Here is a 25,339-nt window from a genome sequence, read left to right on the forward strand (position 1 = left end):
GGGGATTATTGTGAGCGAAAAATGGAAGATCGAGCTGCATATGTCCCCCGGTGGATGGACAGCAGAAGTAAATACAGCAGCGGAAGCGGACCAGGAAGTTTCCGCTGCTGAGGGCAAGACCGGATCAGCCGCAGGCATGTTCACGGTCACGGGAACGCCCGCGCGACTGAGCGAGGCCCAGCGCGAGGCTGTACTGGCTCAGCTGCGCAAGCGCCCGCTGACACTGTACGCCCTGCTGCTCGGCGGCCCGGCGTCCGAGGAGCTCGCCGGGCTGCTGCCGACTGCGCAAGCGCCCGAGGGCTCGCCAGGCGCAGCAACGGCCAGCGCGGCCGTGGCATGCACCTGCGGCCGCACTGGCTGCGCGCATGCCGCGGCCGCTGAGCGCGCCGTAGCCGCGCGCCTCGCGGCCGAGCCGCTGCTGCAGCTGGCGCACGCCGGCCTGCCGCGCGAAGCGCTGCTCGCCGGCGTGCTGGGGGCATGGGCGGAGGAACTCGCCCATGATCCCAGCGGCCCCGGCCGCGCAGCGGAAACGGCTGGCCGCCCGCAAGTGCGGGGCGGCGAAGGCGGCGCGGCCGTCGGCGAGTGGATCGCCGAGGCTGCCGCGGACGGCGCCATGCACCAGCCGGGGCCGGGCTTTGGCGCCGTTGAGGTGCGCCTCGCGCAGCCAGGCAAGCCGCCGGCGTTGCCGGAGCTGACGGCGCTGCTGCCGGGCGTGCCGGCCACCGCAGGGCTGGATTTGATCCGCGAGCGTGTAGCCGCGCGGATGTGGCAGGCTGTCCAGAAGAAGACGGACAGCCCGGCAACCAAATGATACACCCATCAGAGCGGGGGAGATCTCAGATCACCTCTGCTTGTTTTTATTACAACATATTGAATTATTCAATTCGATTCATTTCATTACATTTCCGGGTACAAAACGCTCTTTGTCTTGATTGAAAATGCTCATTAGTTAGTAAAGTACATCTCGGTATAATCACTTTTTGGATACGATGAAGACATATTCCCTTTTCACTTCTGTTGTGTACAGCACGGGGATGTTGCTCTAAAAGTCCAAAAAACGTTCATACAGGCTGTACAGCCCGTATATGTTCATTCGGATCTCTTCTAAAGGACGTCTTTACCGGTGGAGCTTCGCTCCCAATTAAGGTATACTGTCGCAGGGAACATTACACGCAGACAACTAGACAACTTTTATATTATTGCGATAGGAGTTTTTACATGAAATCAACTACAGGAAGACAGCGCCGTATGGTGGTTATGCTGTCCTCATTGATGATATGCGGAGCATTGCTTGCCGCGTGCCAGAACGGTTCAGGCATAGAGGAGAGCCAGAATCCAAATGGAACAGGTAACACACAACAGGAGACGGACGGCACAATGGTTCATTTTACGGAGGATAAAGGAACGGATGGCGACAATGCTGGCGGGGATGACACATCATCTTCTGGCAACAGCGGTGAAGGCACGGATAGCGAGTCTGGGAATGCTTCAGCGGGCGAAGGGCAGGGCTCTTCGGACAATGGGAATGGCGCGACAGCGGAAGATCCATTGCTGGAGAAACGCAGTATCAGCGCACTGCAAACGACAATTGATGCACAATCTGTGGTGACCAATGCCGAGTCTATGACCGTCATTGTGAACAAACAACGGAGTCTGCCTGACGGGTACGAGCCGGACGATCTGGTAGAGCCGAATGTACCGTTCTCCTTCGACGAACCTCACGAGAAGCGGCATATGCGCAAGGAAGCTGCGGAGGCACTGGAGAAGTTGTTTGCAGGTGCAAAAGCGGATGGCATTGAGCTTCGTGCGGTGTCCGGTTATCGTTCATATCAGCGTCAGGTATCCATCTATAACAATAATGTCAAAACCAAAGGTCAAGAATACACAGATCGCGTGAGCTCTGTGCCGGGCCGAAGCGAACATCAGACGGGTCTTGCCATTGATGTATCCAGCCCGAGTGTGGGCAATGTGTTGGAAGAGGTATTTGGCACATCGAAGGAAGGCCAGTGGTTGGCTGAACACGCTGCAGAATACGGATATGTCATCCGTTATCTGCAAGGTGAAGAAGATACCACAGGATACGTCTATGAGCCTTGGCATATCCGGTACATCGGTACAGATTTGGCACCGGATGTGGCGAAGAGTGGGTTAACTCTGGAAGAATACTTCGATGAGGCTAATATCAAGTTGTAATTTGGATGTTTCATCCTTAAAGAAAAGATACTAATACTAATTCTCATAAATCCCCGAATGAACCGTCCTTGATCTAACCAATGGGTAGTCATTCAGGGGATTTTTTCTGTGCAAAAATGTTAATGGAGTTAAGATAGAATTAGACCTCATTCCATTGTTTTGGATGATGATAGACTGATATAATTCATGTTTAATCCGAAGAGACAAATACAACCAAAGCGAGGGACGAGAGAATGAGCAGACAGCAGGTATTTACGGGCTCCCCATGGGAACCATTGGTGGGATATTGCCGTGCCATCCGTGTAGGGAACCGAATTGAAGTGGCGGGTACAACCGCGATGCAAGATGGTGTAGTTGTTGGGGCGGGTGATCCGTATGCACAGACAAGGTTCGTTTTGCAGACGATCGAGAATGCACTGAAAGAACTGGGGGCTGACATGTCGCATGTGGTGAGAACCCGGATGTTTGTGACCGATATCTCCAGATGGGAGGAAGTTGGCAAGGCGCACGGTGAATTTTTTGGACAGATCCAGCCTGTAGCCACCATGGTTGAAGTTAGTGCACTCATTGATCCCTTATTGATGGTTGAGATTGAAGTGGAAGCGATTGTTGAAGATGAAGTCCAAGCCGATTGATTCTGACCGTTATCCGGAAGATTTTCTTTTTTAAGGAACGCAGGACGTCTTATTTGGCCATCAGGTCCTCTTTCTAAAATGTAAGGAACATCAGACACGTTATTTCCCGAATTCCTCTGATAAAAATGCTATAAACAGCTATTTATTCAAACATAGCGTGCCTGAGATTCCTTAGATTTCTGCGGGTGCTTCAAATCCTTGAATAAGACGCCTCAGATGCGTTAGCGTTAACACCGCTTGCTCTTACATTCAGTATGCAACGTATTTCGAATGCAGCGCACATCGCACGTGTCTGCTCCGGACAAGTTTCAGGTACACTTCGGTTTGAAGCAGTTTGTAGACACGCTCTAAAAAACTAAAAACTAAAAACTAAAAACTAAAAACTAAAAACCAAAAACCAACAAACCAAAAAATAACCTTACCCGTGCTTGTCAGAAGACAAGCGGGTAAGGTTATTATGAATTGACTTCGCCGCCTGGCCGCACGGCTGAGTTCTTGATGCGCCAAACTCATTACACCGCGCGCCAGGAGCTACATGCGGATGGCTGGTCTTTATGATGCTCCACACTCATAACCCCGTGCTAAGCGATGCACACGGTCGTCTGCAACAACATGTAACATGTGTTTCAGCCAGACGTTTTTCCAATTGTATTATTTCGCTTCCAGCTCTGCTGCAGGTGTTTCAACAACCACTTTCCAAGCTGTTCCGATCGGAGGCAGGCTGCGTGTCAACACAGGGCTGTAGAACCCAATGACTTTAGTTCCTTTGGTCAGTTCTTCAGCTTTCACTGTTTCACCTTCGTGGTTCACGATCATTGTGTCTTTAGCAATGTTCAGCACGACATGGTCAGGAGCTGTTTCTGTTAAGCGTGTACCTGTAATCTCAATCTGTGAGATGCTGCCTTCAGCTGTTGTTACATTTTCAATCGTACCCGCTGTCCCCAGAACGTCTTTCAATTGTGATTCCGCAGCGTCATCCAGTACAGTGACTTTGTAAGTCGGCGTTTGTGGTGGCAGACTGCGGGTGGTGATCAGGGAATGTTCAGCTTCCACGTTCATGCCAATGGCCAGATCAGTCAGTGCAATCTCTTTCCCTTCAACTGAGATGAATTTCGTCTCATCGCTCAGATTGAGCACAATACCATCCGTACCTGCACCGCCAATCTGGATGGACTTATATTTATCTTGGTTCGAGATTCTGGTAATTACACCACGTTCAGTAACCGTCTTCACGTCCTCTTCACTGGTGATCGTCACCTGATTTCCTGTTGTGTTCACTTCTCCATGCAGTGCTTTTTCTGCAAAAGAAACCGGTACATACAATTTGCCGCCTGTGATTTCGGGCGCTGTACCCAGCGTGAGCAGCATTTTATTCACGGAATATTGATCCTTGCCTGTGATTACCTGTGTCCAGAGAGCACCACGAGTCAGCTCTGCAGTTTTAGTTTCTTTATTCCATTCCAGTTCAATACCCAGTGCGTCGGTAAGATCACGCAGCGGGATCATGGCTACTTTGCCATCTTTGTTCCAATAACCATCAGAAATGGTTGCACCATTCACGGATACGTTTACTACACTCACTGCGTTACTATCTGCTGAAACGGATGTTTGATGGACTGGTTGTGTGTTGTCCAGTGTTGCTGCATAAGCGGCTCCACCACCCAATGCCATGGATAGGGCCATCAGTGCACTTACTTTTTTCATGTTGTTGTTCATCAATATTCATCCCTTCTAATCTGTGTACTGACGCGGTAAAATCTTCCTTAGGGCCGCGCTTCAAGTTAATAGACGGGACAAATCGTCTAAGTGTTGCAGTTGAAATGCAATGAATGTAAGCGGTAGATTATTTTAAATTAGAAATATCGCTTGTATTGCAGGTTATCCGCAGCAGGATCAGGTTAATTTCAGGTAAGTGGCCAAACCTTTGTCCTATTTCACATTCAAGTACGAGGAGGAACGGATTAGATGAGTGATATGTTGGTAGCGCTCTATCGTTTACCGGAGCAAGAGAGTGGACTGAGAGCGTTGGAGGAATCCTCCATTGTGATTCGAAGAGCCATTGCCCCAGAGAAACAGCTTGTACTGGATTGGGTGAGGTCACATTTTAGTCAGGCTTGGGTGGATGAATGTGAGGTCGCTTTTGCGCGTCAGCCGGTGTCCTGTTATATTGCGGTTGAACATGGGAAAATGATTGGATTTGCCTGTTACGAAGCGACGTGTCGCAACTTCTTCGGACCGACAGGTGTGAGCCAGGATGCACGGGGCAAAGGTGTAGGCACAGCCCTGTTACTGGCCTGTATGCATGCGATGAAGGCGGACGGTTACGGGTATGCGATTATCGGATCAGCGGGACCTGTGGATTTCTATGCCCGGACGCTGGGTGCCGTGAAGATTGAAAATTCAACGCCGGGTATTTACGAAGGCATGCTGCGGGCAGACTAGACGATAATGATGTTGTGGAAGTTGTGGAAAAGGAAGGGAGGACGATGATGAGCACGAAACAAATGTTACACATCGGAATGATCGGTACAGGATCAATTTCGGATCTTCATATGAGGTGTTATGCCAAAAACGAGGATGCCGTCATCTATGCCATCTGTGATCTGAACGAAGAGCGGGCTAAAGCTGCTGCGCAGAAGTATGATGCTCAATCCGTATACACTGATTATCGGGAGATGCTGGAGGACCCGCATGTGGATGCTGTCAGTATCTGTACCTGGAATAATACACATGCGGAATTTGCCATTGCTGCACTGGAGGCAGGCAAGCATGTATTGCTTGAGAAACCGGTGGCAACCAATGTGGAAGATGCGCTACGGATTGAAGAAGCGGTTAAGAAGAGTGGACGTACCTTTATCGTTGGATTTGTGCGTCGATATGATAACAATATGCAGATGATGCGCAGATTCATTGATGCCGGGGAGTTTGGTGAACTGTATTATGCCAAAGCTTCCATTCTGCGGCGTCATGGCAATCCAGGCGGTTGGTTTGCTGACAAAAGCCGTTCCGGCGGCGGTCCCCTGATTGATCTCGGCGTACATATTATCGACCAATGTTGGTACCTCATGGGCAGGCCGAAACCTGTTTCGGTCAGTGGTAATACGTATCGGAAGTTGGGCAATCGTGCCCATATCGAACATCTTTCTTTTTACAAAGCAGCCGACTACAGCGCAGCTGTGAATGACGTGGAAGATATGGCGAATGCACTTATTCGGTTTGAAAACGGGGCTTCGCTGGCGGTGGATGTGAGCTTTACCCTGCATGCACGCGGAGATGAATCTTCGGTGAAATTATACGGCGAGCGTGGTGGGTTCGAATTGGAGCCGGAGACACTGATCGTCACGGAGAAAAATAATACCATCCTGAATATTGAACCCCAGACGGACAATACGGGTCTCCATATTCATAGTGCATTCCAGAACCAGATTGACCACTTTGTGGATTGTTGTCTGAACGGTACAGAGCCGATCAGCCCAATTGCGGATGGTGTGGCTTCCACGCGCATGTTGTGCGGAATCTACGAATCCGCTGAGAAAGGGCAGGAAATTCGTCTGGATTGAGATCATTTTACACATGGCAGTTGTCCTTCATCATATTTAAAAAGCATGCGTCTTCCGCGTGATCTGCGGTTACGCATGCTTTTTGGCATCAGGTCATTTATTCAGTGGTGAATTCTCGTATCCAGGGTCATCATAATCCGTATCCTGCAGCCTTGGAAGCACGTTCATGCTCTCAATTGCCTGCCGGGTATCCGGCGTACCATGGTCATACAGAAAGGTATACAGCAAGGTCATGCCATCCGAAAATTGCTCTGTTGCCTCATCGTGGTCTGCTGATTTGTAGGGTACCGGCGCCCGTTGCAAGGTATAGGCATCGTCATCCTCCAGCACCTTCATCAGATCTTTTAATCGGCCCAACTGCCCGTCATCCACCAACACTTCAAAGGGTGTAGATTCGTTCTTTGTTCGTTCAATCAGGTTATGAGTTACCGATACATACAGATGTTGTTTGTCGTCCTGCATAATCCAACCCCCATTCTGAAATGGAAAAAAGACGCTTCTACTGTTAATAAACAGCAAAAAGCGCCCTGAAACGAGCTTGTATGCTCGTATTAATTACTCATCAATATGTTCAGTCACATATGACCAGCCATTGCCTTTACCTTCTAATCGACTTTGTTCAAAAAAATCAATTCCATCTACTGTGATGCTAACTGACACGAGTGATGGTTCATCTTTAACGGGATGAACCACGATGAACCCTTTATCTAATAGATAAGTAATGGTTCTAAGTCTTTCAATATGTGCTTGTGGAAAAAGTTTTTCTTTGGGAGCGATATCAGCCGGATTTTCGGTAAACCACATATCGTACAATTCCTGTAGGATGTCGAATCTTTCTTGAATCCGCTCTTTAATAATCATGTCTAACTCCATAAGGGACCTCTTCCTTTGAGTTATTTCCCAAATCTCCCCGTTACGGGAACCTGGCGGGTACTGGCCTCCATCGATCCTGAACACAGGGGACAGGCGGGAGGGCCTGATGATGCCTTCTTGGTTACTTTAGAAGGCACAGAAGGCTTCTGTCTTAGCCACGCTTTACAGGTGGAGGAACTGCACTTCCAGACCGCAACGGTCTCCGTACGCTCAGCATTACCTGAACCTGAAGTGTACGAATGTGAACTAGAGGAACTCGCAGCTGTCGGACTTATGCCTGTGGTGCTGAATGCCTTATGGTTGCGAATTTCACCACTGCCACGTCGTTCACCGAAGCGATCCTCATCACGTTCGTTGTGAACCTCGTAGTCACGACGGTCACTGTGGCTGATGGCACGACGCTGTGCCACATCCCGACCTTCGGAACGGGCACCTGAGCCCGAGCGGGCATACTGTCCATTACCTTTACCATATGAAGCCTGACTGCTCGTCCGGCTCTCCTCACGAGGTTTACGTTTGTCCGGAACTTCCATGCCGAAGGCTTCAAGCAGGAAGCGGGACACATCCGCTGGTTTTCCGTGATGGCTCGCCGGTGAGGTAACGTACAAGTACTGCTTGGCCCGTGTGATGGCAACGTAAGCGAGCCTGCGTTCTTCCTCCAGTGCCATGTCCAGCTCCGCGTCTGTCTGCTGCACAGCAAGCGCAGCTTTCTGATCCTCAGGGATATCCTGGCGCAGTGCTGTACTGTGAGGCACAATGCCTTCACTGGCTCCGATCCAGTAGACACAAGGGAACTCCAGTCCTTTGGCCCGATGAATGGTCATCAGCTGCACTGCGTCACTGTCCTGTGCGCGGCGCAGAGATTCCATCTCCCGGTGTCTGCGGGAGAGCTCATCCGCGAATTGGATGAACTCTTCCACGGTTTCGAATTTTTTGACGGCAGCTTCAAATTCATCCAGGGTTTCCAGCATCGTTTCCTTATAATGGGTGAAGATACTGGGATCACCACTTTCCATATACTTGTCGTAGAACTGCCTGCGCATCTCCTGAATGGCGATGATGGGCTTTAGTTTGTGCAGCGATTTGATCAGCTTGATGCGTTCCTTGACCTGTTCCTGCTGGAACGGTTTCAGCTTGTCCCATTTTACCAAATGAATAAGCGGATATTTTTTCGCCTGTTGTTGTTCACAGCGCTGAATCCACTCCAGACCCGCATCACGTGATACATAGAGCGGTCCCAATGCACTGGGGAGAGCATCCATGGCACGTGGATCAAGGGACAGACGCAGATGATCCATCAGGGGTCTGATGAGAGACTGGTCATAGAACACCGGTGAAGCACCATGCTGTACAAAAGGTACATCTTTCAACACAAGTTGCTCAAATACAGCCCGGCTGCTGCTTGCTGTCCGGTGAAGAATCGCAATATCACGATAGGTGTGTTGTCCTTCTTCAACCTGCTGGCACAGCTGGTTTACAACCCACGCCGCTTCTTCCTCTGCATTGGAAGGTGTAGCGAAACGGGGCGCATCTCCACGGTTTCCGGCGGCACGCAGCCGTTTGTCACGTCTGCGTTTATTGCGGGCGACCAGTTCACTTCCGAGTCCCAGAATGCGTGCATCACTGCGATAATTGATATCCAGCGTCACAATGCGTGCACCGGGGTATACTTTATCGAATTCCAAAATCGATTCCTGGCGTGCGCCATTAAAGGTATAGATCGTCTGGTCATCGTCTCCCACAACCATCAGGTTGCGGTGAGCGGAAGCCAGTTTTTGCACAATTTCATACTGTAGGTGGTTGGTATCCTGGAACTCATCGACCATAATGTACTGAAAACGCTTCTGAAGCGGCCCCAGAACAGCAGGGTCACGAAGCAGGGCGGCTGCCCGCAGTAAAATATCGTCAAAGTCCATTTTGCCCCGATCCTGTTTCCAGGCTTCGTAACCAAGCAGAACACGCTTGGCATCGCGTTCTTCCTGCGATTTTTCAGGCAGGTCGGTTGTTTCCGATCCTTGCATCTTCCATGCGGAAAGCATGGCCAGCAGACTTTCAGGCTGGAAGGCTTCACTCATGCCATTTTGGCGAAGAAGCATCTTCAGCACCGTGTGCTGAGCCCGCGACTCGCCAAAGATCTCTTCCTGTACACCGTAATGACGCAATAATGTCAGGGCAAAAGAGTGAAAGGTACGAGCCTGCACGGCTCTCGCGGCTGCCGGGCGTATACCTGGCAAAGCCGCGATCCGGTCTTTCATCTCGGTGGCGGCTTTGTTCGTGAACGTCACCAGCAGGATACTGCCTGCATGTACGCCGCTGACCTCTATGAGGTAACCGGCTCTTGCAGCCAGCACAGTGGTTTTGCCACAACCAGCTCCGGCAAGCGTCAGAATCGGTCCTCTGCCGTGACGGACTGCCGAGATTTGTGGTGCATTTAACTTGATACCTGCCTCTTCCAGAGAACGAAAATAAAAGGCATCCTGTTGCTCATTACCCACGAGTTGCCGACTGGTCTCCAGCGGAGCAGACGGGGACTGGGGCAGGGACGCCGCCGGGGTAACCCCGAGCGGACGGGGGTAGAACGTTGAGTTCGGACTTAACATGTTTCATCCACCTCTGTATGCATTCAGGGATAGGACTATCCCGGCTAAAAGTAAACCATTTGCCCTTTTCACAATCACATTGTAAATTGGTATGATAGAGTTAGTCGCCTAATCAGGCGGTTAAGTATGGTCAAAGCTTCATTATACCCGAACATATGGTCTTGACGAAAGCCCCCGATTTCATCCAGTATCGGTATAAAACGGGCACCTGCACGAGATTACGCAACTTTTTGGCATGATATCGTATAAGTTATATGCCTGAGCATTTTGCATGAAGGATGTAATATGCTAATTTACTACTAAATAGAAATGATAATATTGGTTTTGACGGGACAGAGGAGGAATGGTCATGAAACTGCTTCAGCGCATCAAAGACGGAGCGAACAAAGCAACAGAGCGTGCCCAACACGCCGTTGAGATTGGGAAACTGAACAACCAGATTGTGGGCTTGCAACAGGAACAGGAAGTCCATTTTACAGATATGGGTCGCATCTTCTATGAGGGTTATCGGGCACAGGATATGACGCGTGCGGAAAAAGAAATGGTGGATCTGTCGCAGCTCTGCGACGAATTGCAGGACGAGATTGATGGTCTGCGCAACAAGATTGCACAACTTAAGAACGAACGGTTGTGCGAGTGTGGACACGTCGCTTCCCTGGATGCCAACTTCTGCCCTAAATGCGGACGCAAGTTGGGTGAACTCAAGACAGCAGCGCCCAAAGTAGGAGCAGCAGGAGTCGCAGGAGCCACCACAGCCGCAAGACAGGAGGCAGCTGTAGCTCAGACCCCAACTGAAGAGCCGGACTTTTACGATGCGCCACCTGAGTTGGAACTGGAGGAAGACGAGCCGTATCATACGGTCATTCCGTCCATAGCGGATCTGGAAACGGAATCGGAATATAACAGTACGGAATTTACCCAGGAAGAAAAGGAAGCGTTTGATGCGGAGTGGGAACGTCGCAGAGATGAAGAGATGCAACGGGAACGTGAGCGTCAGCAGGAACTGGACGAACGCATCCGCTACTGGAAAGAAAACAACCCGATCGTGAACACGGTGGACGTACAGACCGAAGTATCACGTGAAATGGTGAATTGTCAGATTTGTGCAGCCGAGCTGCCCAAAGGGTCGAAGTGGTGCCCGCGCTGTGGTGCCGAACAGATCTGATCTGATGCAGTAGAAGCACTGCCGCATCAGTGTGAGGCAGTGCGGGTTGCTGACAGCATGGGGGGACGGGAATATGGACCAACTGCTGCATCATTTGCGTCATCTCGGGTTTACCGAGATGGAATCTAAAATTATGGTGGAACTCGCTCGTCAGGGATCAGCCTCAGGATATGAGGTTGCGAAGCGGCTGGGCGTGTCCCGTTCCAATGTATATGCGACCCTGCAACGGCTGGAACAGCGTGGGTTCTTGCGGTGTAGTCCGGGGGAACCGGCGAAGTATAGTGTGCTGAAGCCGGAGGAGATGACACGTATGATCTCCGATCAAATGCGTACCTCTCTGGATTATGTTCAGAGCAGCATGCCCAAGAGTGAACCGGAGAAGCCTGTCTTCTATAACGTCGAAGGGGACAAAAATGTGTTTGAGAATCTGAGCCGTGAATTGGCCGAGGCTCAGCATGAGATTGTTGTGGACGTTTGGCGTGAAGAGGCAGAACTGCTGCGTAATGACTTACAGCAGGCTGAAGCTCGGGGTGTGCGGCTGTTATGGTCGTGTGATGGTGGCGAAGGCATGCTCGATCAGCCTGTCCCTTGGTCGGGTCTGCCTATGTATGGTACAGGTAATGGTCGGAAATTTTCCCTGGTGGTAGATCGCCGCTGGTGCATGCTGGGCATGCGCGGGGAATCATGCGCCACACAGGCAGTGGTGACGGAGCATCCGGTGATGACCGGACTGCTGCTGAATCATTTTGCTCAAGAGCTGGTGTTGTACGAACTGGAACAGGATATGGGGGAGGAACTGGAGTCCCGATATGGGCACCGGTACGAAGAACTCTCTGCGCGTTACTGGTCTTCTCCTTCAGGAGAGGGTGACCAGAGCTAGACAGATCGGCGACTAATTCACTTCTGATGGAGTGAACATGCCAGCACAAAGGTATCTATCTTGATGAAACGAATGCGTGTGTACATAAAGCAGGCGCTGCCCGAAGGCAGACGCCTGTTTGTGCTGATTTGAGATATGACAGTGATGTTCGTCACAGCATCTGTTTCCAGTCAAGTCGATAGTAAAGGTATGAAGTTATGCTATTTTTGAGAAAATGAAGCTATGAACATTCGATTGAACTGGATCGGGTTGAATAGGATTGTACATGATCATTCTTTGGGCACGTGATACAGAGCTTCCAGCACGTCCGTATAATAAGCTGTACCATGGGGTACAAATTCCGTTGCCCGAATCTCGCGAACGATACGTTCCGGTTTATCAGCTGCATGATCACTGCTTGACGGGTCCTTATGACCGATGGAATGTGGTGGTGATATCAATGGCTGAGTCTGAACTCCAGTAGCTTGGATGACGTCGATCTCGCCACGGAACATAGCGAGTAGATCATCCAGCGGCACTTCATACAGGCTATCCACCTCGCTGGGCTGCAGAACGTAGGCTTCGAGCGGCTGGTTCAGACATAATCCATAGACGGCGCTGAATTCCCGATCTATGAATGGGACACCACGCACCTCTCCTTGGAGCTGCTGTGTAGCCGTGAGTAGATAGGTTAGTGCCTCGAATGGAGTATTCACACCCAGTTCTTCCTCCAGCTCACGACTGGCGTCTTGCAGTTGTTCACCTGCGGTAAGATGGCCTGCTGCTGTAATGTCGTAACATCCGGGAAAGGTATCCTTAATATCACGCCGCCGCTGAAAAAGGACCTGTCGCCGCTCGTCTTTGTCACGCACGATCCAGCAGTGGAATGAACGGTGCCAATATCCTTTGGCATGGACCTCGCTGCGTAGTGAAGTGCCGATCCAATTTTGCTGATCGTCATAAATGTCGAAACGTTCTGGGGTCATGAAACGTATCTCCTTATATAGCAGATTTTAAAGTTCAAAATTTCACAAAGTATGTTTTAAACGAAAGGGGAACGATCGTATGGAATGCATTGTACACTTTCAGGTGATTTATCCGCAACCTCAGGAACGTAAAAGTCTTAGAGGACTTATATTTGTAGGGCAAGGTCAGGAACCGGCTAACAGTCAGTTAAGCAGCATGTTTAAGGATATGGGATTTAATGTACGTTTGGAAGATGAGGCACAATTGTTGTTCAAGCCAGTGGATGCTTCGGCAAACTTTGAATATATTCGCGTGACAGAACTGGATACCGGGGAAGAAGTTTACAAAGAAGATAAGGATCTGAAGTCGATTCTGGAGCATTTGCTGCCACGCCGTTTCTAGTTCATGAGCATGGCTGCAAATGACATTCATGGGGGAGCACGTGTAACACATGTATGTTAGGCACAAAAAAAGGCCCCACCTTTACGGTGGAACCTTCAACCCTTTAAGCTACGCAACCATTGTTAATGAAGCCCATATGGCTAGCTTTTCATACATAAACCCTAGCAAGTAAGAGGTTGTCCCCCGCATCAGGATTTATATCCGTAATTCAACTCGGTGCGTCTTTATACGTTCATTGTGATTATGCTAGAGCGCCGGTTCCTTCTGCTTCCAGTTCTGAAGTACAGTGCGAGCAGCGGGTAGCTGCGGCTGGAATTTCCGATAGGCAATACTTGCAAGCCTTGGTCGTTTTTTGCGGCTCGGGCTTTTTGTGTTCTTTGCTTTTGAGATAGTTGATGCCCTTCACAAGCATGAAGATACAGAACGCAACGATAAGAAAATCAATCATGACATTGATGAACTGACCATAAGCAATAACGGTAGCCCCAGCTTCGTTGGCTTGAGCGAGGGTGGTGATGTCCTGTCCGTTTGCTGTTTTCATGTCTCTATCCAGGTTGATGATTTTCTGACTGAAGTCGATTCCACCCATCAGTTTTCCAACCGGGGGCATGATGATATCATTCACAAGGGATGTGACGATTTTACCAAAAGCAGCCCCAATAATGACACCGACCGCCAGATCGATGACGTTGCCGCGGACGGCAAATTCCTTGAATTCGTTAAGTACGCCTTTCATGTTTGCATATCTCCTTTGATCATTCGATTCAAAATATAGGTCGCGTTTCCATCCATTCTCCGTTCAGATCCGCGCTTCCGTTCTCATATTGTACATAAAAAACAGATTCCAATCACCCCCTGTTTGCAAATTAAGACAAGTTTCCGCAACTTCCATGAAAATACTTCTTTATTTCACGCCGCCGATTCGGTATACTTCTAACATTGTCAGTTATGTTTAACCATTTACATTCAGGTTCGCGATCATACATTGTAACGAATCATGGAGCCAAAAAATTAAATATGCCGTTACTCGTATATGTGCAGGAATAGGCCTGCATGTCTCTACCCGATCACCGGAATGATCGGACTACGGGAAAGATGTTGCAATGTTTTGTATGGTTGGCATGAGATCATTCTCAGACAGTTTGAGTGAAGAGCAGGTTTAAATAATTTCTATCTGTTTCTGATCACACTGTTTGGAGTTTTTCACAACAGGATTGAACTTCTGTCATTCTGTCCATCCAGCACACTTGCAGCATCCATACGGCTTGTCCATATACGTACAAGTCCGTCTTTCCCGTCTCCGGTTATTCCGCAGCGTGTGAAAAGGCGGGCTTTTTGCTTTTTTACCATGCGATTGGAAGAGCATGTGGGATTCTGTGCGGAGGGCATTCAGGGGGAAGAATTACAATGCAATTGTTAAAAGACAAGGTAAGACAGGAAGGTATCGTCCTGTCCGAGCAAGTACTCAAAGTGGATTCATTCCTGAACCACCAGATGGACCCGGTTCTGATGAAGGAAGTAGGTAAAGAATTCATTCGCCGCTTTGAAGGTGAGAATATCACACGTGTGCTGACAATTGAGTCGTCAGGGATCGCACCGGGCATCATGACCGCGTTGGAGCTGAACGTGCCGCTGATCTTTGCACGGAAGCAGAAGTCGCTCACACTGACGGAAGACATTCTGGTAGAGAAGGTCTACTCCTTCACGAAGCAGGAGACCAATGAAATTACTGTTGCCAAGAAGTTCATGAAGCCTGGTGATCGCGTGCTGATCATTGATGATTTTCTGGCGAATGGTGAAGCAGCATTTGGTCTGGCTCGCATAGTGGAGCAGGTTGGAGCCGAAGTGGTGGGTATCGGTATTGTTATTGAAAAAGCATTCCAGCCGGGAGGTCGCTTGCTGAAAGAAGCAGGATACCGTGTGGAATCGCTGGTTCGCATCGGGGCACTGTCGGATGGACAGGTTACATTTGCGGACGAGGAGGGCACGAACTAATATGGCACGCGAACGTATTTTTCAACGGCATCGGCACCCAATCAAAACGTTCTCCCTCGGACTACAGCACGTGCTTGCTATGTATGCAGGAGCCGTCGTTGTCCCATTGATCGTTAGTAACGCATTGGGTTTTACACAGGAACAACTAACCTATCTTATTGCCATTGACCTGCTCGCATGTGGTGTGGCTACACTGCTTCAGGTATGGGGAAATAAATATTTCGGCGTAGGGCTGCCTGTCATGCTCGGCTGTGCATTCCAGGCTGTGTCTCCGATGATCCTAATCGGGATGAACAGTGGGGTATCTGCCATTTACGGAGCAATTATTGCTTCAGGGCTTTTCGTATTGATATTCTCCGGAATCTTCGGGAAGCTTATTCGGCTCTTTCCGCCAGTGGTTACGGGTTCGGTGGTTACGATCATCGGTTTAACCTTGATTCCGGTTGCTTTCCATGATCTGGGCGGCGGTCAGGGGTCAGAAGATTTTGGCAGCGGAGTTAACTTGTTACTCGGTTTCGGCGTGCTGCTCTTTATCATTTTAATGACTCGATTCACTACAGGTTTTATCCGTTCTATCTCGGTACTGATTGGTCTGCTGGTAGGTACAGTGGCAGCAGGGTTTATGGGTGAAGTGAACTTTGCCCCTATTCGCGATGCAAGTTGGTTTCACGTTGTTCAGCCGTTTTACTTCGGCAGACCTACGTTTGAGATTGTACCGATCCTGACGATGATCCTGGTGGCGATTGTCAGCGTGGCCGAGTCCACAGGTGTATTTATGGCTCTGGGCAAAATCCTGGACAAGGACCTGTCCTCCAAGGATCTGGCCCGCGGTTATCGCGCAGAGGGTCTGGCCATTGTGCTGGGTGGTATTTTTAACTCGTTCCCGTATACAACGTATTCGCAAAATGTAGGACTGGTACAGATGACACGTGTGAAGACACGTGATGTCATTGTTGTGGCTGGTGGAATCCTGGTGGTCATTGGATTTGTACCAAAAATTGCAGCCCTCGCACAGCTCGTTCCAGGGGCAGTACTTGGCGGAGCCATGGTGGCCTTGTTTGGCATGGTGGTATCATCAGGCATTCGGATTATCGGCAGTCAGGTTGATCTGAACCGACATGAGAATCTGTTTGTCATCGCTTGTTCTGTAGGTATGGGGCTGGGTGTTACCGTTGTACCTGAGTTGTTCGCAGGTGCACCGGCCTGGGCTCAGATTATGCTCGGTAATGGTATCATTGCAGGCAGTTTCACGGCGATCTTCATGAACCTGCTGTTCAATGGTCTGGGTACCAAGGAAACAGCCGCCAAGATGGCTGAAGAACAGGCAGATGCCATCCTTGGAGAGACGGGCAAGTCAGCTTAATTAGCCGAATTAGGATGGGATTATTATCCAGCATTATTGTTATGTTAACTGTTATGAATAGACGATTCACAAGATGAATAATGAATCAGGTTAATCATGGTGATATACAGCGTGAATGGTTCATGACATACATCATTTATGCTATGAATGTTCAATCGCATGAACAAGTCATCTTTACATGTGAAATACCGAAGATCCGTTGAAGTGGGACATATAATCAAAAGACGATCCAAACCCCGTTTGAAAGGGGATGGATCGTCTTTTTTTTGGATCATGTCTTCCTAAAGTTACAGATGTCGCATCTGTTTCTCCGCAAAATCGCCAACCCACGGCAGTTTTAGCCATTTCCCCTGCAGGCTGGTAACGACCATGATAAGCCAGACCACTACACCAAGCAGGGACAACAGCGATGCCACCAGTGGTCCGAACAACGGAAGGAAAGCCGATAATACATGCCCGACCATAATGATGCCAAAGACCGTTACAGATTGCAGCGCATGAAATAACACGAACCGACTCCGCTTCTCCACAGCGAGAAAGACAATCCCGCCTATAAAGGTAAACAGATAACAAAGCATGCCAGCAATATTTTCATCCAGACCGCTAGACGATTTCATGGGGGACATCCGGTCCAGCCTCCTTTGTCCTTTTTAACTAGGTTATGAGAGAGATGGACAGAACTGAACCGATGAATTTATTTGCCTGTGAACGGATGGGAATCAACACATAGGAAAAAGCAAACAGGGGCAGAGCAAGCCATTGTACAGCCTGCTCTGCCCCTGTTGTCGTTACGATTAAACGTTGCAAGAACGAAATCGTTATCCGCCCTCGATCTGTCTGCGAGGGTTTGTAATCTTGCCCATTTTATCGGTGTCGTTTTCTTTGGGAACCAACCGCTCATCGGTTCGTCCTTCGTGATGATTATCATATGCATATTCGGTCAGTTTCCATTCTGACTTGCCGAGAACGGGATCTGCCGGGAAGTGTTGCCCGCGGTGCAAATGTTCCTCACGTCCGGCTTCGTTGATATATACTCCGTCGACTTCCACCTTTTCATGTGAAAGGGGCAGCATATCCTGTTCTTTGCGTTCCATGAAACGGCGCCTCCTTTGGATACCATTAATTTAACTGTATGGGTTGTCCGTGATAATATCCCCCGAATAGTTCAGTGTTATGCTGGATATATTAATTCCGTATAGAATGGTGGCAATCTTAACATATGATTCGGAATTAAACTTTTTGGGCATGAAAACCGTTATATTTATTAGAGGAAATCGTCAAGTCGTAAGATACTTCCGAATATGCTACAATAAGATTATGATTCATTCCGAATCATATCGGGTATTTATAGTGTCAGGTACTTGCTTTCTAGCGAGGTTCCCGACCTAAAGCTTGCTTTAAGCCGCGCACACAACTTCATGGATGGCATTTAAGACTTATTCGGCATTCTCTAAACGGAGCATTCACTTTCAACGTTTTGGGAGGGAATTACAATGGCAACGAAAGGTCACAATGAGGTCAAAGAAAGTTTGAGGGAAATGACTCGGATTTTCCGTCCTAAAGATCCAAAAAAATTCGTGAAGGAGTACGTGAGAAAATACCGGATTACGGGTGGATACGAGGAAGAATTGACTTCTGTGGTTGAGCATGAGCTTGTCAAGATGGATTCTTCCGTGTCCTGAAACAACACACAACTCTGATTATACTGTTCCGATAATGAATAGAACCGTCTCCCGGGCGATAAGCTCCGGCAGGCGGTTTTTTTTGCGTTCCTGCTGCATATATATGGGAGTACACCTACAGCGGGAAGGATGAATGCATGTGGACCCTATTTTGAAAACCAAAGAAGAGATTGGCTACATGCGGGAAGCTGGACGAATTTTGCGAAGTTGTCACCAGCATATTGAGCAGTGGATGATACCCGGTATCACGACAGCAGAGATTAATGAGCGGGTGGAAGAGTTTCTGGCAGCACGAGGAGCCACACCTGAGCAAAAAGGGTATAAAGGATATCCGTACGCGACGTGTGCTTCTGTTAATGAAGTAGTCTGCCACGGATTTCCTGGGGAAGAGGAGCTGGCAAGCGGGGATGTAGTGACCATCGATATGGTCGTGAACAAGGACGGCTGGCTTGCTGACTCGGCCTGGACATATGGAATTGGTGAAACAAGCAGATCCATTCGCAAGCTGATGAGACGCACGGAGAAGGCACTTGAGCGGGCGATTGCCCAGGCAGTTCCGGGGAATACACTCGGAGATATTGGAAGTGCCATTGAACGAACAGCCAGATTGTATCGGTACGGGATTGTGAAGCCTCTCATCGGTCATGGGATTGGTCAATATATTCATGAACCCCCAAACGTTCTGCCTTATGGCAAACGCAGAACGGGCACGATGCTCACCGAGGGCATGGTTATTACGATTGAACCAATCTTTACAAAAGGCAGTTCCGGGGCCGTTGTGTGGGATGAAGATGGATGGACGGTAAGGACCGTAGATGGCAGCTGGGGGGTCCAATATGAGCATACGGTTGCGATTACTGGGAATGGCCCCTTGATTCTGACCGATGGCACGTGAGATGAATTCAGTGAAGAAGAGGACTTGAGTTGAACTTTCTCCGAAATGCTCCATGCTGTTTTGAGCTTGAAAATAGCGGTATGGAGCGATAGGCATGTCTTTAGAATGGATATGGAAGAGGTTTTCCATAAATTCTGATCTTTCTTTTGCATAATAGCACATGTTTTCAATGTGAGAAAAATCGCCAATAAATCGAGATTTATCACCGAAATTTGGCAAAAATTTTCAAATGTAGAGTGTAATACTTTTAACTGAAATCGTTTGCAAATCAAGTTGTAGAGCGGTTTTTTACATAAAGTGAACAATTTGTGAACATGTGTCCAAAGATTGACAAAATCATACCCTCAACTTATATTTAATAAGTGATTGAAGCATATAGAATGAATTGGAAGAATGCGCAGACATGCCCTGAGCAGGAAATCACGGGAGTACTGGAAGCGTTATTTTTTTAAGCGTTCTGTATGATGAAGAGGATTATGCGTATCGTGCTGAAACGTACCTTTTGTTGCCTTTCTACCGAACGACAACGGTAATCTACGAAAACGTAAAAAAGTGGGGTAGATCAATGATGAAACAGTGGCAGGTTGCAAAGCGAATTCTCCCCTTGCTGGCGGTGTTCTCTTTGCTGCTATCCGCATGCGGGCGGGAAGACTTGTCGGTAATGAAACCTCAGGGTCCTGTAGCGCAAGGCCAATATGATCTGATGAAGTTATCCATTGCGATTATGATCGTGGTGCTCATCATTGTATTCGCCATAGCTGCCTATGTTCTGATCCGGTTTCGTAGACGAGCCGGGCAGACTGAGATGCCCGAACAGGTTGAAGGTAATTTCAAGCTGGAAGTAATATGGACAGCCATTCCGTTATTGCTGGTTATTGTTCTGGCAGTACCGACGGTCCAAACGATTTTTGCCCAAGGCGAAGATCTGTCCAATGACAAAAACGCACTTAAGGTCCAAGTCACCTCGCATCAGTATTGGTGGGAATTCACTTATCCTCAATATGACGTAACCACCGCTCAAGATCTCATCATCCCGACCGGAACAAAAATCGCATTCGAATTAAAAACCGCTGACGTGCTTCACTCCTTCTGGGTGCCGTCACTTGCGGGCAAAATGGACACAAACCCGGATGGAACACTTAACAAGTTCAGTTTCTCTGCACCGAATGAAGGCGTTTACCGCGGTAAATGTGCCGAATTATGTGGCAGATCGCATGCTTTCATGGAGTTTAAGGTAAAAGCAGTGAGTCAGGAATCCTTTGACAGATGGGTGAACCAGATGAAAGCACCCGCAGTCCTTCCTGAAGACACTCAATTGGCCGAAAAGTTCAAAACAAACTGCCTTTCTTGCCACGCTGTTGGTGATCAAGGTGGACCGGTTGCACCTAACCTGACGGGAATCGGCGGCAAGGAATCTGTCGCAGGCATTTTGCTGAATTCTCGTGAGGGACAGGAAGAAGGTAGCCCGGTACTGGATAACATGAAAGAATGGCTCCATGATCCACAATCCGTGAAGCCGGGCAATACCATGCCGAATCCCAAAGATCTTGGGTTGACGGATGAAGAAATCGACGGAATTGCCGAATATCTGGCCAACTACAAATTGGACTATGAATAGAACAGCAAGGACGAAGAAGGGGGTACACAACCTTGGCTCATGCGCATAGCGTCAAGAGGTACAGGGGCTTGATGGATTGGATCACCACCGTCGATCACAAAAAAATCGCCATTCTCTATTTGGTTGCGGGTGGATTTTTCTTTGGAATCGGCGGCATTGAAGCCATTTTGATTCGGATTCAACTGATGAAGCCTATGAATGATTTTGTATCGGCACAGGTCTTCAACGAATTGATTACAATGCATGGAACAACAATGATTTTCCTTGGTGTCATGCCACTTATTTTTGCCATTATGAATGCTGTCGTGCCTTTGCAGATCGGGGCACGGGACGTTGCTTTCCCGTTTCTTAACGCGCTGGGTTTCTGGACATTCCTGTTTGGTGGATTGTTGCTGAACCTGAGCTGGGTTATGGGCGGAGCACCGGATGCGGGCTGGACCTCATATACGCCGCTTTCGGGCAGTGAGTACAGTGGAACGCATGGTGTGGATTTCTACACCATCGGCCTTCAGATCGCGGGTCTGGGAACGCTCATCGGGGGCATTAACTTTCTCGCAACGATTATTACAATGCGTGCTCCAGGCATGTCCTACATGCGGATGCCGATGTTTACATGGACGACATTTATTACATCCGCCATTATCCTTTTTGCTTTTCCTGCCATCACGGTAGGGCTTGTACTTTTAACGTTTGACCGTATACTGGGAGCGAATTTCTTCGATGTCGCAGGTGGCGGTAACCCCGTACTCTGGCAGCACATCTTCTGGATCTTCGGGCACCCGGAAGTATACATTCTGATTTTGCCCGCATTTGGGATTATCTCGGAGGTTATTCCGACCTTCTCGCGTAAACGGTTGTTTGGATACAGCTCCATGGTATTTGCCACCATCCTGATTGCCTTCCTGGGCTTCATGGTATGGGCGCATCACATGTTTACAACAGGTCTGGGTAATGTAGCCAACGCGCTTTTCTCCATCTCCACGATGTTGATTGCCGTACCTACCGGGATCAAAATCTTTAACTGGCTCTTTACGATGTGGGGTGGACAGATCCGCTTTACAGCGGCAAACCTGTTTGCTGTTGGATTTGTTCCAACCTTCGTTATGGGTGGTGTTACAGGCGTCATGCTGGCATCTGCTCCGGCAGACTTCCAGTTCCATGATACGTACTTTGTTGTAGCCCACTTCCACTACGTTATTGTAGGGGGACTGGTGCTCGGCTTGTTCTCGGGACTGCATTACTGGTGGCCGAAGATGTTCGGACGTATTCTCAGCGAAACACTGGGCAAATGGACGTTCTGGACATTTATGATCGGTTTCCAATTAACGTTCTTTGTACAGCATTTCCTCGGTCTGATGGGGATGCAGCGCCGGATCGTTACATACCTGCCGAATCAGGACTTTGACCTGCTCAATCTGGTCAGCTCCGTCGGTGCGTTTCTAATGGGTGTTGGGGTTATCATGTTCCTCGTGAATATCGTGATCACAACGAGAAAACCGGCTGGCGCGCCAAACGATCCGTGGGAAGACGGCCGTACACTGGAATGGTCTATTCCATCTCCGCCGCCGGAATATAACTTCAAGCAGACGCCGCTGGTACGCGGAATTGATGCATATTGGAAGGAAAAAATGGCAGGACATACGGAGATGACACCGGCAGAACCTGTAGGTTCGATTCATATGCCTTCAGCAACACCGTTGCCGTTTGTAATGTCAGTAGGTATCTTTATCGCCGGACTTGGCTTGATGTTCAGCAAGGACGAATTTGGTAATGCATTTATGAATGTCATTTTTAACAATTATATTGTAGTTATTATCGGTCTCGTAATCACATTTGGCGCAATGGCACTTCGTTCACTTTATGATGATCATGGCTGGCATATTGAACCGGAGGATCAGGATGAGAAGGAGGCTAGAACATGACAACCTCACATGCCGAACCGGTGAACGACAAATTGCCGCATGAACCGGAGAAAGCAACGCTGGAAGGCCGTAACAAACTTATCGCCTTCTGGTTGTTCCTTGGCGGCGAGACGGTACTGTTCGGTACACTCTTTGCTACCTTCCTGGCTCTTCGTGGCCAAACCAATGATGGACCTACGGCGAATGAACTGTTCCACCTGCCACTTGTGGCCGCTGCAACGTTCATTCTCCTGGTCAGTAGTTTGACGAGTGTATTTGCGATTCAGGCCATGCATAAGGGCAAGCGAGATGCACTGGCGTTGTGGCTTGGCATCACGGTAGTGCTGGGTATGGGATTTCTCGCACTGGAAATTTACGAGTTCTACGAGTATGTGAAACATAAAGAGTTTGGCATGACCACGAGTGCATTCAGTTCAGCATTCTATACACTGGTCGGGTTCCACGGAGCCCACGTTGCTTTTGGTATTGTGTGGATCGGAATCATTATCGGTCAGCTGTTCAAAAAAGGATTGACGGTCGTAACCGCACCTAAAGTATACGTCTCCGCAATGTACTGGCACTTTATTGACGTGGTCTGGGTGTTCATCTTTACGGTCGTGTACCTGCTCGGAAAGGTGGGGTAGCACATGTCGGCACAGGATAAGACAGATCAACAGCCTGTGAAACACCGTCACCGGACGGAAGGGCCACAGAAACACGTCGTGGTGTTTATCTTCTCCATTATTCTTACGCTGATTGCGTTTGCGGCTGCTTCTGCCGGAGGGGTCAACACAACCTTTATCATTATTATTTTGCTCGTCATGGCTATTCTTCAGGTATTCGTTCAATTGGGTTATTGGATGCACTTGAAGGACAAAGGGCACTTGATGCCGATTCTGTTCATGGCCTTTGGCTTTTTCGTAGCCTTTACGTGCATCATTATGGCACTCTATTGGGTCTGGTGGTAAAAGAGATGGCGGCGGCGCATTGCCGCCGTCTTTTCCCCTTTTTGGCGAATGAATCTTCACAAAGTAATGAAGGCAACAACCAAATCAGGTCACGGGGAGGTTTCCCGTATGCTCGGGTTGCAATATTTTAGCTTCAACGACTTATGGAGTCCGCTTATATTGGCTTTATTTCTGATCATTGCTGCGGCTTATCTGGTGCTTGTGGGACCGTTAAGCGAGCAAATAAAGGATGCAGAATCTGCGACTGTTGCACAGAAAATCATGTTTATTACAGGGTTGTTTGTCCTGTATCTGGCTCAAGCTGGCCCATTTAATCTGCTTGGTCACGTAATGTTTAGCTTCCACATGGTGAGCATGGCGTTATCCTATCTGGTAGCGCCGCCGCTGATGATGAAAGGTTTGCCGATCTGGGTATGGCGCAGAATCGTACGCTGGTTGCCAACACGCCAGCTATCGTTCCTGGCTCATCCGATCGTTGCGGCTGTGATCTTTAACGGGCTTTTCTCGCTGTATCACCTACCGATTGTACATGATTATGTCATGCTGAATTTTACCGTTCACCGGTTGTATTATATTGCACTGTTCATCACCTCGATGCTCATGTGGTGGACATTGCTGAATCCGTTGCCAGAGGGTAGACAAGCGTCGGGGTTATCCAAGATTGGTTTTATTTTTCTGAATATGGTATTGCTCACGCCTGCCTGTGGCTTAATTATCTTTGCATCAGAGCCGTTGTATCAGACGTACAGCAACCCGGCAGTATGGGCTGAAGCCATGCGGTATTGTGTGTCTGGAGATTCTACGGCTTTACTTCGCTCCTTCGGTGGGCCAGCCTTCTTCAACTTTCTGTCTTCCGCGAAGGAAGATCAGCAGGTTGGTGGCATTGTAATGAAGTTTATTCAGGAAGGGATCTTCGCCTCCATGCTGGCTTATGTCTTTTTCCAATGGTATCGGAAAGAGAAGCAGGAAGACGACGATGATTCGTATCCTGCAGGGGGCGCAGGGGGGCCACTCAATCCGGCTGCCAAATAATTAAGTCAATGTTCTGACAAGAGGGGGAACACACGATGGATATGTATTTTTGGCTACCCACGATCAGTACTTCTTTCATTGTGATTAGTGCAGTACTGGTGGGGATTGGATGGGTACTGATTATTCGGGGTAAACGTGAGGCTCATCAGTCCGCCATGGTAGCAGGTGCGATTGCAGCTCTAATCTTCTTTGTGATCTATATGTCGCGAACGGTGTTCGTGGGTAATACGGCTTGGGGCGGGGACCCGGATCTGGAGATCTTTTATCGGATATTTCTGATCTTTCATATTATCCTCGCTACCGTGGCAGCGATATTCGGCATCTCCACACTGGTCCTGGGGTTCAAAAAGAAGTTCGGAACACATCGCCGCTGGGGCAAGTTCACGTCCATGATCTGGTTCGGATCAGCGCTAACAGGTGTTGTCGTGTATGTTCTTCTATATCTCTTATATCCTGGTGGTCATACACGTCCGGTATGGGAAGTTATCCTCGGCGTATAAAAGTATAGGTATAACCTCTGGCTACTTAGGCGTGTGTCACTATGACCTTCTGAAACTATGAAAATAGACGAATCTAGTAGACGATTCGTCCACGCTCCCTTTCTCATTCATTCATAGAATGAGTTTGAGAGG

27 protein-coding genes and 1 riboswitch are annotated in these 25,339 nt (G+C 48.8%); of the genes, 18 read left to right on the forward strand and 9 right to left on the reverse strand.

Going from position 1 to position 25,339, the window contains the following annotated elements; all coding sequences use genetic code 11:
- Positions 1 to 10 precede the first annotated feature (10 nt).
- The 3 genes from V6669_RS02910 to V6669_RS02920 all read left to right on the forward strand — a co-directional run bounded on the left by V6669_RS02910 (position 11) and on the right by V6669_RS02920 (position 2,828).
- Positions 11 to 811, forward strand: a complete 801-nt coding sequence (locus V6669_RS02910) for a hypothetical protein (protein WP_338590550.1) — start codon at positions 11 to 13, stop codon at positions 809 to 811.
- Positions 812 to 1,218: 407 nt separating this feature from the next.
- Positions 1,219 to 2,193: a M15 family metallopeptidase gene (locus V6669_RS02915; RefSeq protein WP_338590552.1), complete on the forward strand. Its 975-nt coding sequence runs from the start codon at positions 1,219 to 1,221 to the stop codon at positions 2,191 to 2,193.
- 233 nt (positions 2,194 to 2,426) lie between these two features.
- Positions 2,427 to 2,828 carry a RidA family protein gene (locus tag V6669_RS02920; protein WP_091038316.1) on the forward strand — a complete coding sequence of 134 codons (402 nt, stop codon included), beginning with the start codon at positions 2,427 to 2,429 and terminating at the stop codon, positions 2,826 to 2,828.
- A 651-nt stretch (positions 2,829 to 3,479) separates the two neighbouring features.
- Here the strand turns inward: V6669_RS02920 and V6669_RS02925 are convergent.
- Positions 3,480 to 4,544 (reverse strand): copper amine oxidase N-terminal domain-containing protein, encoded by a 1,065-nt coding sequence (locus tag V6669_RS02925; protein WP_338590555.1) that lies wholly within the window; start codon positions 4,542 to 4,544, stop codon positions 3,480 to 3,482.
- A gap of 249 nt (positions 4,545 to 4,793) precedes the next feature.
- On the opposite strand from V6669_RS02925, the gene V6669_RS02930 reads away from it, so the two are divergent.
- Entirely contained in the window at positions 4,794 to 5,270 is a 477-nt protein-coding gene (locus tag V6669_RS02930; protein ID WP_017690853.1) for a GNAT family N-acetyltransferase, read from the forward strand.
- A gap of 47 nt (positions 5,271 to 5,317) precedes the next feature.
- Entirely contained in the window at positions 5,318 to 6,388 is a 1,071-nt protein-coding gene (locus V6669_RS02935) for a Gfo/Idh/MocA family oxidoreductase (protein WP_047840275.1), read from the forward strand.
- Positions 6,389 to 6,481: 93 nt separating this feature from the next.
- Here the strand turns inward: V6669_RS02935 and V6669_RS02940 are convergent, their stop codons facing one another.
- The 3 genes from V6669_RS02940 to V6669_RS02950 form a co-directional block, all read right to left on the reverse strand.
- Positions 6,482 to 6,850: a hypothetical protein gene (locus V6669_RS02940; RefSeq protein ID WP_076332722.1), complete on the reverse strand. Its 369-nt coding sequence runs from the start codon at positions 6,848 to 6,850 to the stop codon at positions 6,482 to 6,484.
- A gap of 93 nt (positions 6,851 to 6,943) precedes the next feature.
- Positions 6,944 to 7,261 carry a hypothetical protein gene (locus V6669_RS02945; RefSeq protein ID WP_338590559.1) on the reverse strand — a complete coding sequence of 106 codons (318 nt, stop codon included), beginning with the start codon at positions 7,259 to 7,261 and terminating at the stop codon, positions 6,944 to 6,946.
- Positions 7,262 to 7,281: 20 nt separating this feature from the next.
- Positions 7,282 to 9,861, reverse strand: a complete 2,580-nt coding sequence (locus V6669_RS02950; protein ID WP_338590561.1) for a UvrD-helicase domain-containing protein — start codon at positions 9,859 to 9,861, stop codon at positions 7,282 to 7,284.
- 349 nt (positions 9,862 to 10,210) lie between these two features.
- Here V6669_RS02950 and V6669_RS02955 point away from each other — a divergent pair, with 349 nt between their 5' ends.
- Together V6669_RS02955 and V6669_RS02960 are read left to right on the forward strand one after the other, a co-directional pair.
- Complete coding sequence (locus tag V6669_RS02955) at positions 10,211 to 11,026, forward strand: zinc ribbon domain-containing protein (RefSeq protein ID WP_315939146.1); 816 nt, start codon at positions 10,211 to 10,213, stop codon at positions 11,024 to 11,026.
- A gap of 73 nt (positions 11,027 to 11,099) precedes the next feature.
- A complete protein-coding gene (locus tag V6669_RS02960) occupies positions 11,100 to 11,906 on the forward strand; it encodes a helix-turn-helix domain-containing protein (protein ID WP_338590564.1) in 807 nt (268 codons plus the stop codon).
- Positions 11,907 to 12,175: 269 nt separating this feature from the next.
- On the opposite strand, the gene V6669_RS02965 is transcribed toward V6669_RS02960, so the two are convergent.
- Positions 12,176 to 12,871: an NUDIX domain-containing protein gene (locus V6669_RS02965; RefSeq protein WP_338590566.1), complete on the reverse strand. Its 696-nt coding sequence runs from the start codon at positions 12,869 to 12,871 to the stop codon at positions 12,176 to 12,178.
- A 79-nt stretch (positions 12,872 to 12,950) separates the two neighbouring features.
- Here V6669_RS02965 and V6669_RS02970 point away from each other — a divergent pair, with 79 nt between their 5' ends.
- On the forward strand, positions 12,951 to 13,253 hold the full coding sequence (locus tag V6669_RS02970) for a hypothetical protein (protein ID WP_017690846.1): 303 nt from the start codon (positions 12,951 to 12,953) through the stop codon (positions 13,251 to 13,253).
- Positions 13,254 to 13,494: 241 nt separating this feature from the next.
- Here V6669_RS02970 and mscL read toward each other — a convergent pair whose 3' ends face one another.
- Complete coding sequence (gene mscL, locus V6669_RS02975; protein ID WP_338590569.1) at positions 13,495 to 13,989, reverse strand: large conductance mechanosensitive channel protein MscL; 495 nt, start codon at positions 13,987 to 13,989, stop codon at positions 13,495 to 13,497.
- 271 nt (positions 13,990 to 14,260) lie between these two features.
- Positions 14,261 to 14,360, forward strand: a riboswitch (purine riboswitch).
- Positions 14,361 to 14,660: 300 nt separating this feature from the next.
- On the opposite strand from mscL, the gene V6669_RS02980 reads away from it, so the two are divergent.
- Positions 14,661 to 15,248 carry a xanthine phosphoribosyltransferase gene (locus tag V6669_RS02980; protein ID WP_036613196.1) on the forward strand — a complete coding sequence of 196 codons (588 nt, stop codon included), beginning with the start codon at positions 14,661 to 14,663 and terminating at the stop codon, positions 15,246 to 15,248.
- A gap of 1 nt (position 15,249) precedes the next feature.
- Complete coding sequence (locus tag V6669_RS02985; protein ID WP_338590573.1) at positions 15,250 to 16,611, forward strand: nucleobase:cation symporter-2 family protein; 1,362 nt, start codon at positions 15,250 to 15,252, stop codon at positions 16,609 to 16,611.
- A 287-nt stretch (positions 16,612 to 16,898) separates the two neighbouring features.
- Here V6669_RS02985 and V6669_RS02990 read toward each other — a convergent pair whose 3' ends face one another.
- From V6669_RS02990 to V6669_RS03000, 3 genes are read right to left on the reverse strand one after another with little or no spacing between them, the layout of a single operon-like run.
- Complete coding sequence (locus V6669_RS02990; protein WP_338590575.1) at positions 16,899 to 17,237, reverse strand: hypothetical protein; 339 nt, start codon at positions 17,235 to 17,237, stop codon at positions 16,899 to 16,901.
- A gap of 28 nt (positions 17,238 to 17,265) precedes the next feature.
- Positions 17,266 to 17,418 (reverse strand): hypothetical protein, encoded by a 153-nt coding sequence (locus V6669_RS02995; protein WP_338590577.1) that lies wholly within the window; start codon positions 17,416 to 17,418, stop codon positions 17,266 to 17,268.
- Between the two features lie 11 nt (positions 17,419 to 17,429).
- On the reverse strand, positions 17,430 to 17,705 hold the full coding sequence (locus V6669_RS03000) for a transposase (RefSeq protein ID WP_338590579.1): 276 nt from the start codon (positions 17,703 to 17,705) through the stop codon (positions 17,430 to 17,432).
- Positions 17,706 to 18,104: 399 nt separating this feature from the next.
- On the opposite strand from V6669_RS03000, the gene V6669_RS03005 reads away from it, so the two are divergent.
- From V6669_RS03005 to V6669_RS03040, 8 genes are all read left to right on the forward strand, one after another.
- Complete coding sequence (locus V6669_RS03005) at positions 18,105 to 18,293, forward strand: hypothetical protein (RefSeq protein WP_017690840.1); 189 nt, start codon at positions 18,105 to 18,107, stop codon at positions 18,291 to 18,293.
- Between the two features lie 133 nt (positions 18,294 to 18,426).
- Positions 18,427 to 19,188: a type I methionyl aminopeptidase gene (gene map, locus V6669_RS03010; RefSeq protein WP_091038334.1), complete on the forward strand. Its 762-nt coding sequence runs from the start codon at positions 18,427 to 18,429 to the stop codon at positions 19,186 to 19,188.
- Positions 19,189 to 19,753: 565 nt separating this feature from the next.
- Positions 19,754 to 20,806, forward strand: coding sequence for a cytochrome c oxidase subunit II (coxB, locus tag V6669_RS03015; protein ID WP_047840266.1), 1,053 nt, complete (start codon positions 19,754 to 19,756; stop codon positions 20,804 to 20,806).
- Positions 20,807 to 20,838: 32 nt separating this feature from the next.
- A complete protein-coding gene (ctaD, locus tag V6669_RS03020; protein ID WP_338590583.1) occupies positions 20,839 to 22,728 on the forward strand; it encodes a cytochrome c oxidase subunit I in 1,890 nt (629 codons plus the stop codon).
- Complete coding sequence (locus tag V6669_RS03025) at positions 22,725 to 23,351, forward strand: cytochrome c oxidase subunit 3 (protein WP_047840264.1); 627 nt, start codon at positions 22,725 to 22,727, stop codon at positions 23,349 to 23,351. The genes ctaD and V6669_RS03025 overlap by 4 nt, the downstream gene beginning before the upstream one ends.
- A 3-nt stretch (positions 23,352 to 23,354) precedes the next feature.
- Entirely contained in the window at positions 23,355 to 23,675 is a 321-nt protein-coding gene (locus V6669_RS03030; protein WP_036613178.1) for a cytochrome C oxidase subunit IV family protein, read from the forward strand.
- 108 nt (positions 23,676 to 23,783) lie between these two features.
- Positions 23,784 to 24,707, forward strand: coding sequence for a cytochrome c oxidase assembly factor CtaG (gene ctaG / locus V6669_RS03035; protein ID WP_338590585.1), 924 nt, complete (start codon positions 23,784 to 23,786; stop codon positions 24,705 to 24,707).
- Between the two features lie 35 nt (positions 24,708 to 24,742).
- A complete protein-coding gene (locus V6669_RS03040; protein ID WP_036613174.1) occupies positions 24,743 to 25,207 on the forward strand; it encodes a DUF420 domain-containing protein in 465 nt (154 codons plus the stop codon).
- The last annotated feature ends 132 nt before the right edge of the window (positions 25,208 to 25,339 follow it).

It is taken from the genome of Paenibacillus sp. Y5S-9 (assembly GCF_036894235.1).
In the GTDB taxonomy this organism is placed as follows: Bacteria; Bacillota; Bacilli; order Paenibacillales; family Paenibacillaceae; genus Paenibacillus.

What these genes read in the sequence shown, in the direction of transcription:
- V6669_RS02920 (WP_091038316.1), top strand. Translation starts at nt 2,427, where the DNA reads ATGAGCAGACAGCAGGTATTTACGGGCTCCCCATGGGAACCATTGGTG.
- ctaG (WP_338590585.1), top strand. Translation starts at nt 23,784, where the DNA reads ATGCTCGGGTTGCAATATTTTAGCTTCAACGACTTATGGAGTCCGCTT.
- V6669_RS02950 (WP_338590561.1), bottom strand. Translation starts at nt 9,861, where the DNA reads ATGTTAAGTCCGAACTCAACGTTCTACCCCCGTCCGCTCGGGGTTACC.
- V6669_RS02970 (WP_017690846.1), top strand. Translation starts at nt 12,951, where the DNA reads ATGGAATGCATTGTACACTTTCAGGTGATTTATCCGCAACCTCAGGAA.
- V6669_RS02940 (WP_076332722.1), bottom strand. Translation starts at nt 6,850, where the DNA reads ATGCAGGACGACAAACAACATCTGTATGTATCGGTAACTCATAACCTG.
- V6669_RS03030 (WP_036613178.1), top strand. Translation starts at nt 23,355, where the DNA reads ATGTCGGCACAGGATAAGACAGATCAACAGCCTGTGAAACACCGTCAC.
- V6669_RS02925 (WP_338590555.1), bottom strand. Translation starts at nt 4,544, where the DNA reads ATGAACAACAACATGAAAAAAGTAAGTGCACTGATGGCCCTATCCATG.
- V6669_RS02915 (WP_338590552.1), top strand. Translation starts at nt 1,219, where the DNA reads ATGAAATCAACTACAGGAAGACAGCGCCGTATGGTGGTTATGCTGTCC.
- V6669_RS02945 (WP_338590559.1), bottom strand. Translation starts at nt 7,261, where the DNA reads ATGGAGTTAGACATGATTATTAAAGAGCGGATTCAAGAAAGATTCGAC.
- V6669_RS02985 (WP_338590573.1), top strand. Translation starts at nt 15,250, where the DNA reads ATGGCACGCGAACGTATTTTTCAACGGCATCGGCACCCAATCAAAACG.
- V6669_RS03025 (WP_047840264.1), top strand. Translation starts at nt 22,725, where the DNA reads ATGACAACCTCACATGCCGAACCGGTGAACGACAAATTGCCGCATGAA.
- V6669_RS02980 (WP_036613196.1), top strand. Translation starts at nt 14,661, where the DNA reads ATGCAATTGTTAAAAGACAAGGTAAGACAGGAAGGTATCGTCCTGTCC.
- V6669_RS03005 (WP_017690840.1), top strand. Translation starts at nt 18,105, where the DNA reads ATGGCAACGAAAGGTCACAATGAGGTCAAAGAAAGTTTGAGGGAAATG.
- V6669_RS02955 (WP_315939146.1), top strand. Translation starts at nt 10,211, where the DNA reads ATGAAACTGCTTCAGCGCATCAAAGACGGAGCGAACAAAGCAACAGAG.
- V6669_RS02965 (WP_338590566.1), bottom strand. Translation starts at nt 12,871, where the DNA reads ATGACCCCAGAACGTTTCGACATTTATGACGATCAGCAAAATTGGATC.
- V6669_RS03000 (WP_338590579.1), bottom strand. Translation starts at nt 17,705, where the DNA reads ATGGAACGCAAAGAACAGGATATGCTGCCCCTTTCACATGAAAAGGTG.
- V6669_RS03040 (WP_036613174.1), top strand. Translation starts at nt 24,743, where the DNA reads ATGGATATGTATTTTTGGCTACCCACGATCAGTACTTCTTTCATTGTG.
- V6669_RS02960 (WP_338590564.1), top strand. Translation starts at nt 11,100, where the DNA reads ATGGACCAACTGCTGCATCATTTGCGTCATCTCGGGTTTACCGAGATG.
- map (WP_091038334.1), top strand. Translation starts at nt 18,427, where the DNA reads ATGCATGTGGACCCTATTTTGAAAACCAAAGAAGAGATTGGCTACATG.
- V6669_RS02935 (WP_047840275.1), top strand. Translation starts at nt 5,318, where the DNA reads ATGAGCACGAAACAAATGTTACACATCGGAATGATCGGTACAGGATCA.
- V6669_RS02930 (WP_017690853.1), top strand. Translation starts at nt 4,794, where the DNA reads ATGAGTGATATGTTGGTAGCGCTCTATCGTTTACCGGAGCAAGAGAGT.
- coxB (WP_047840266.1), top strand. Translation starts at nt 19,754, where the DNA reads ATGATGAAACAGTGGCAGGTTGCAAAGCGAATTCTCCCCTTGCTGGCG.
- mscL (WP_338590569.1), bottom strand. Translation starts at nt 13,989, where the DNA reads ATGAAAGGCGTACTTAACGAATTCAAGGAATTTGCCGTCCGCGGCAAC.
- V6669_RS02990 (WP_338590575.1), bottom strand. Translation starts at nt 17,237, where the DNA reads ATGTCCCCCATGAAATCGTCTAGCGGTCTGGATGAAAATATTGCTGGC.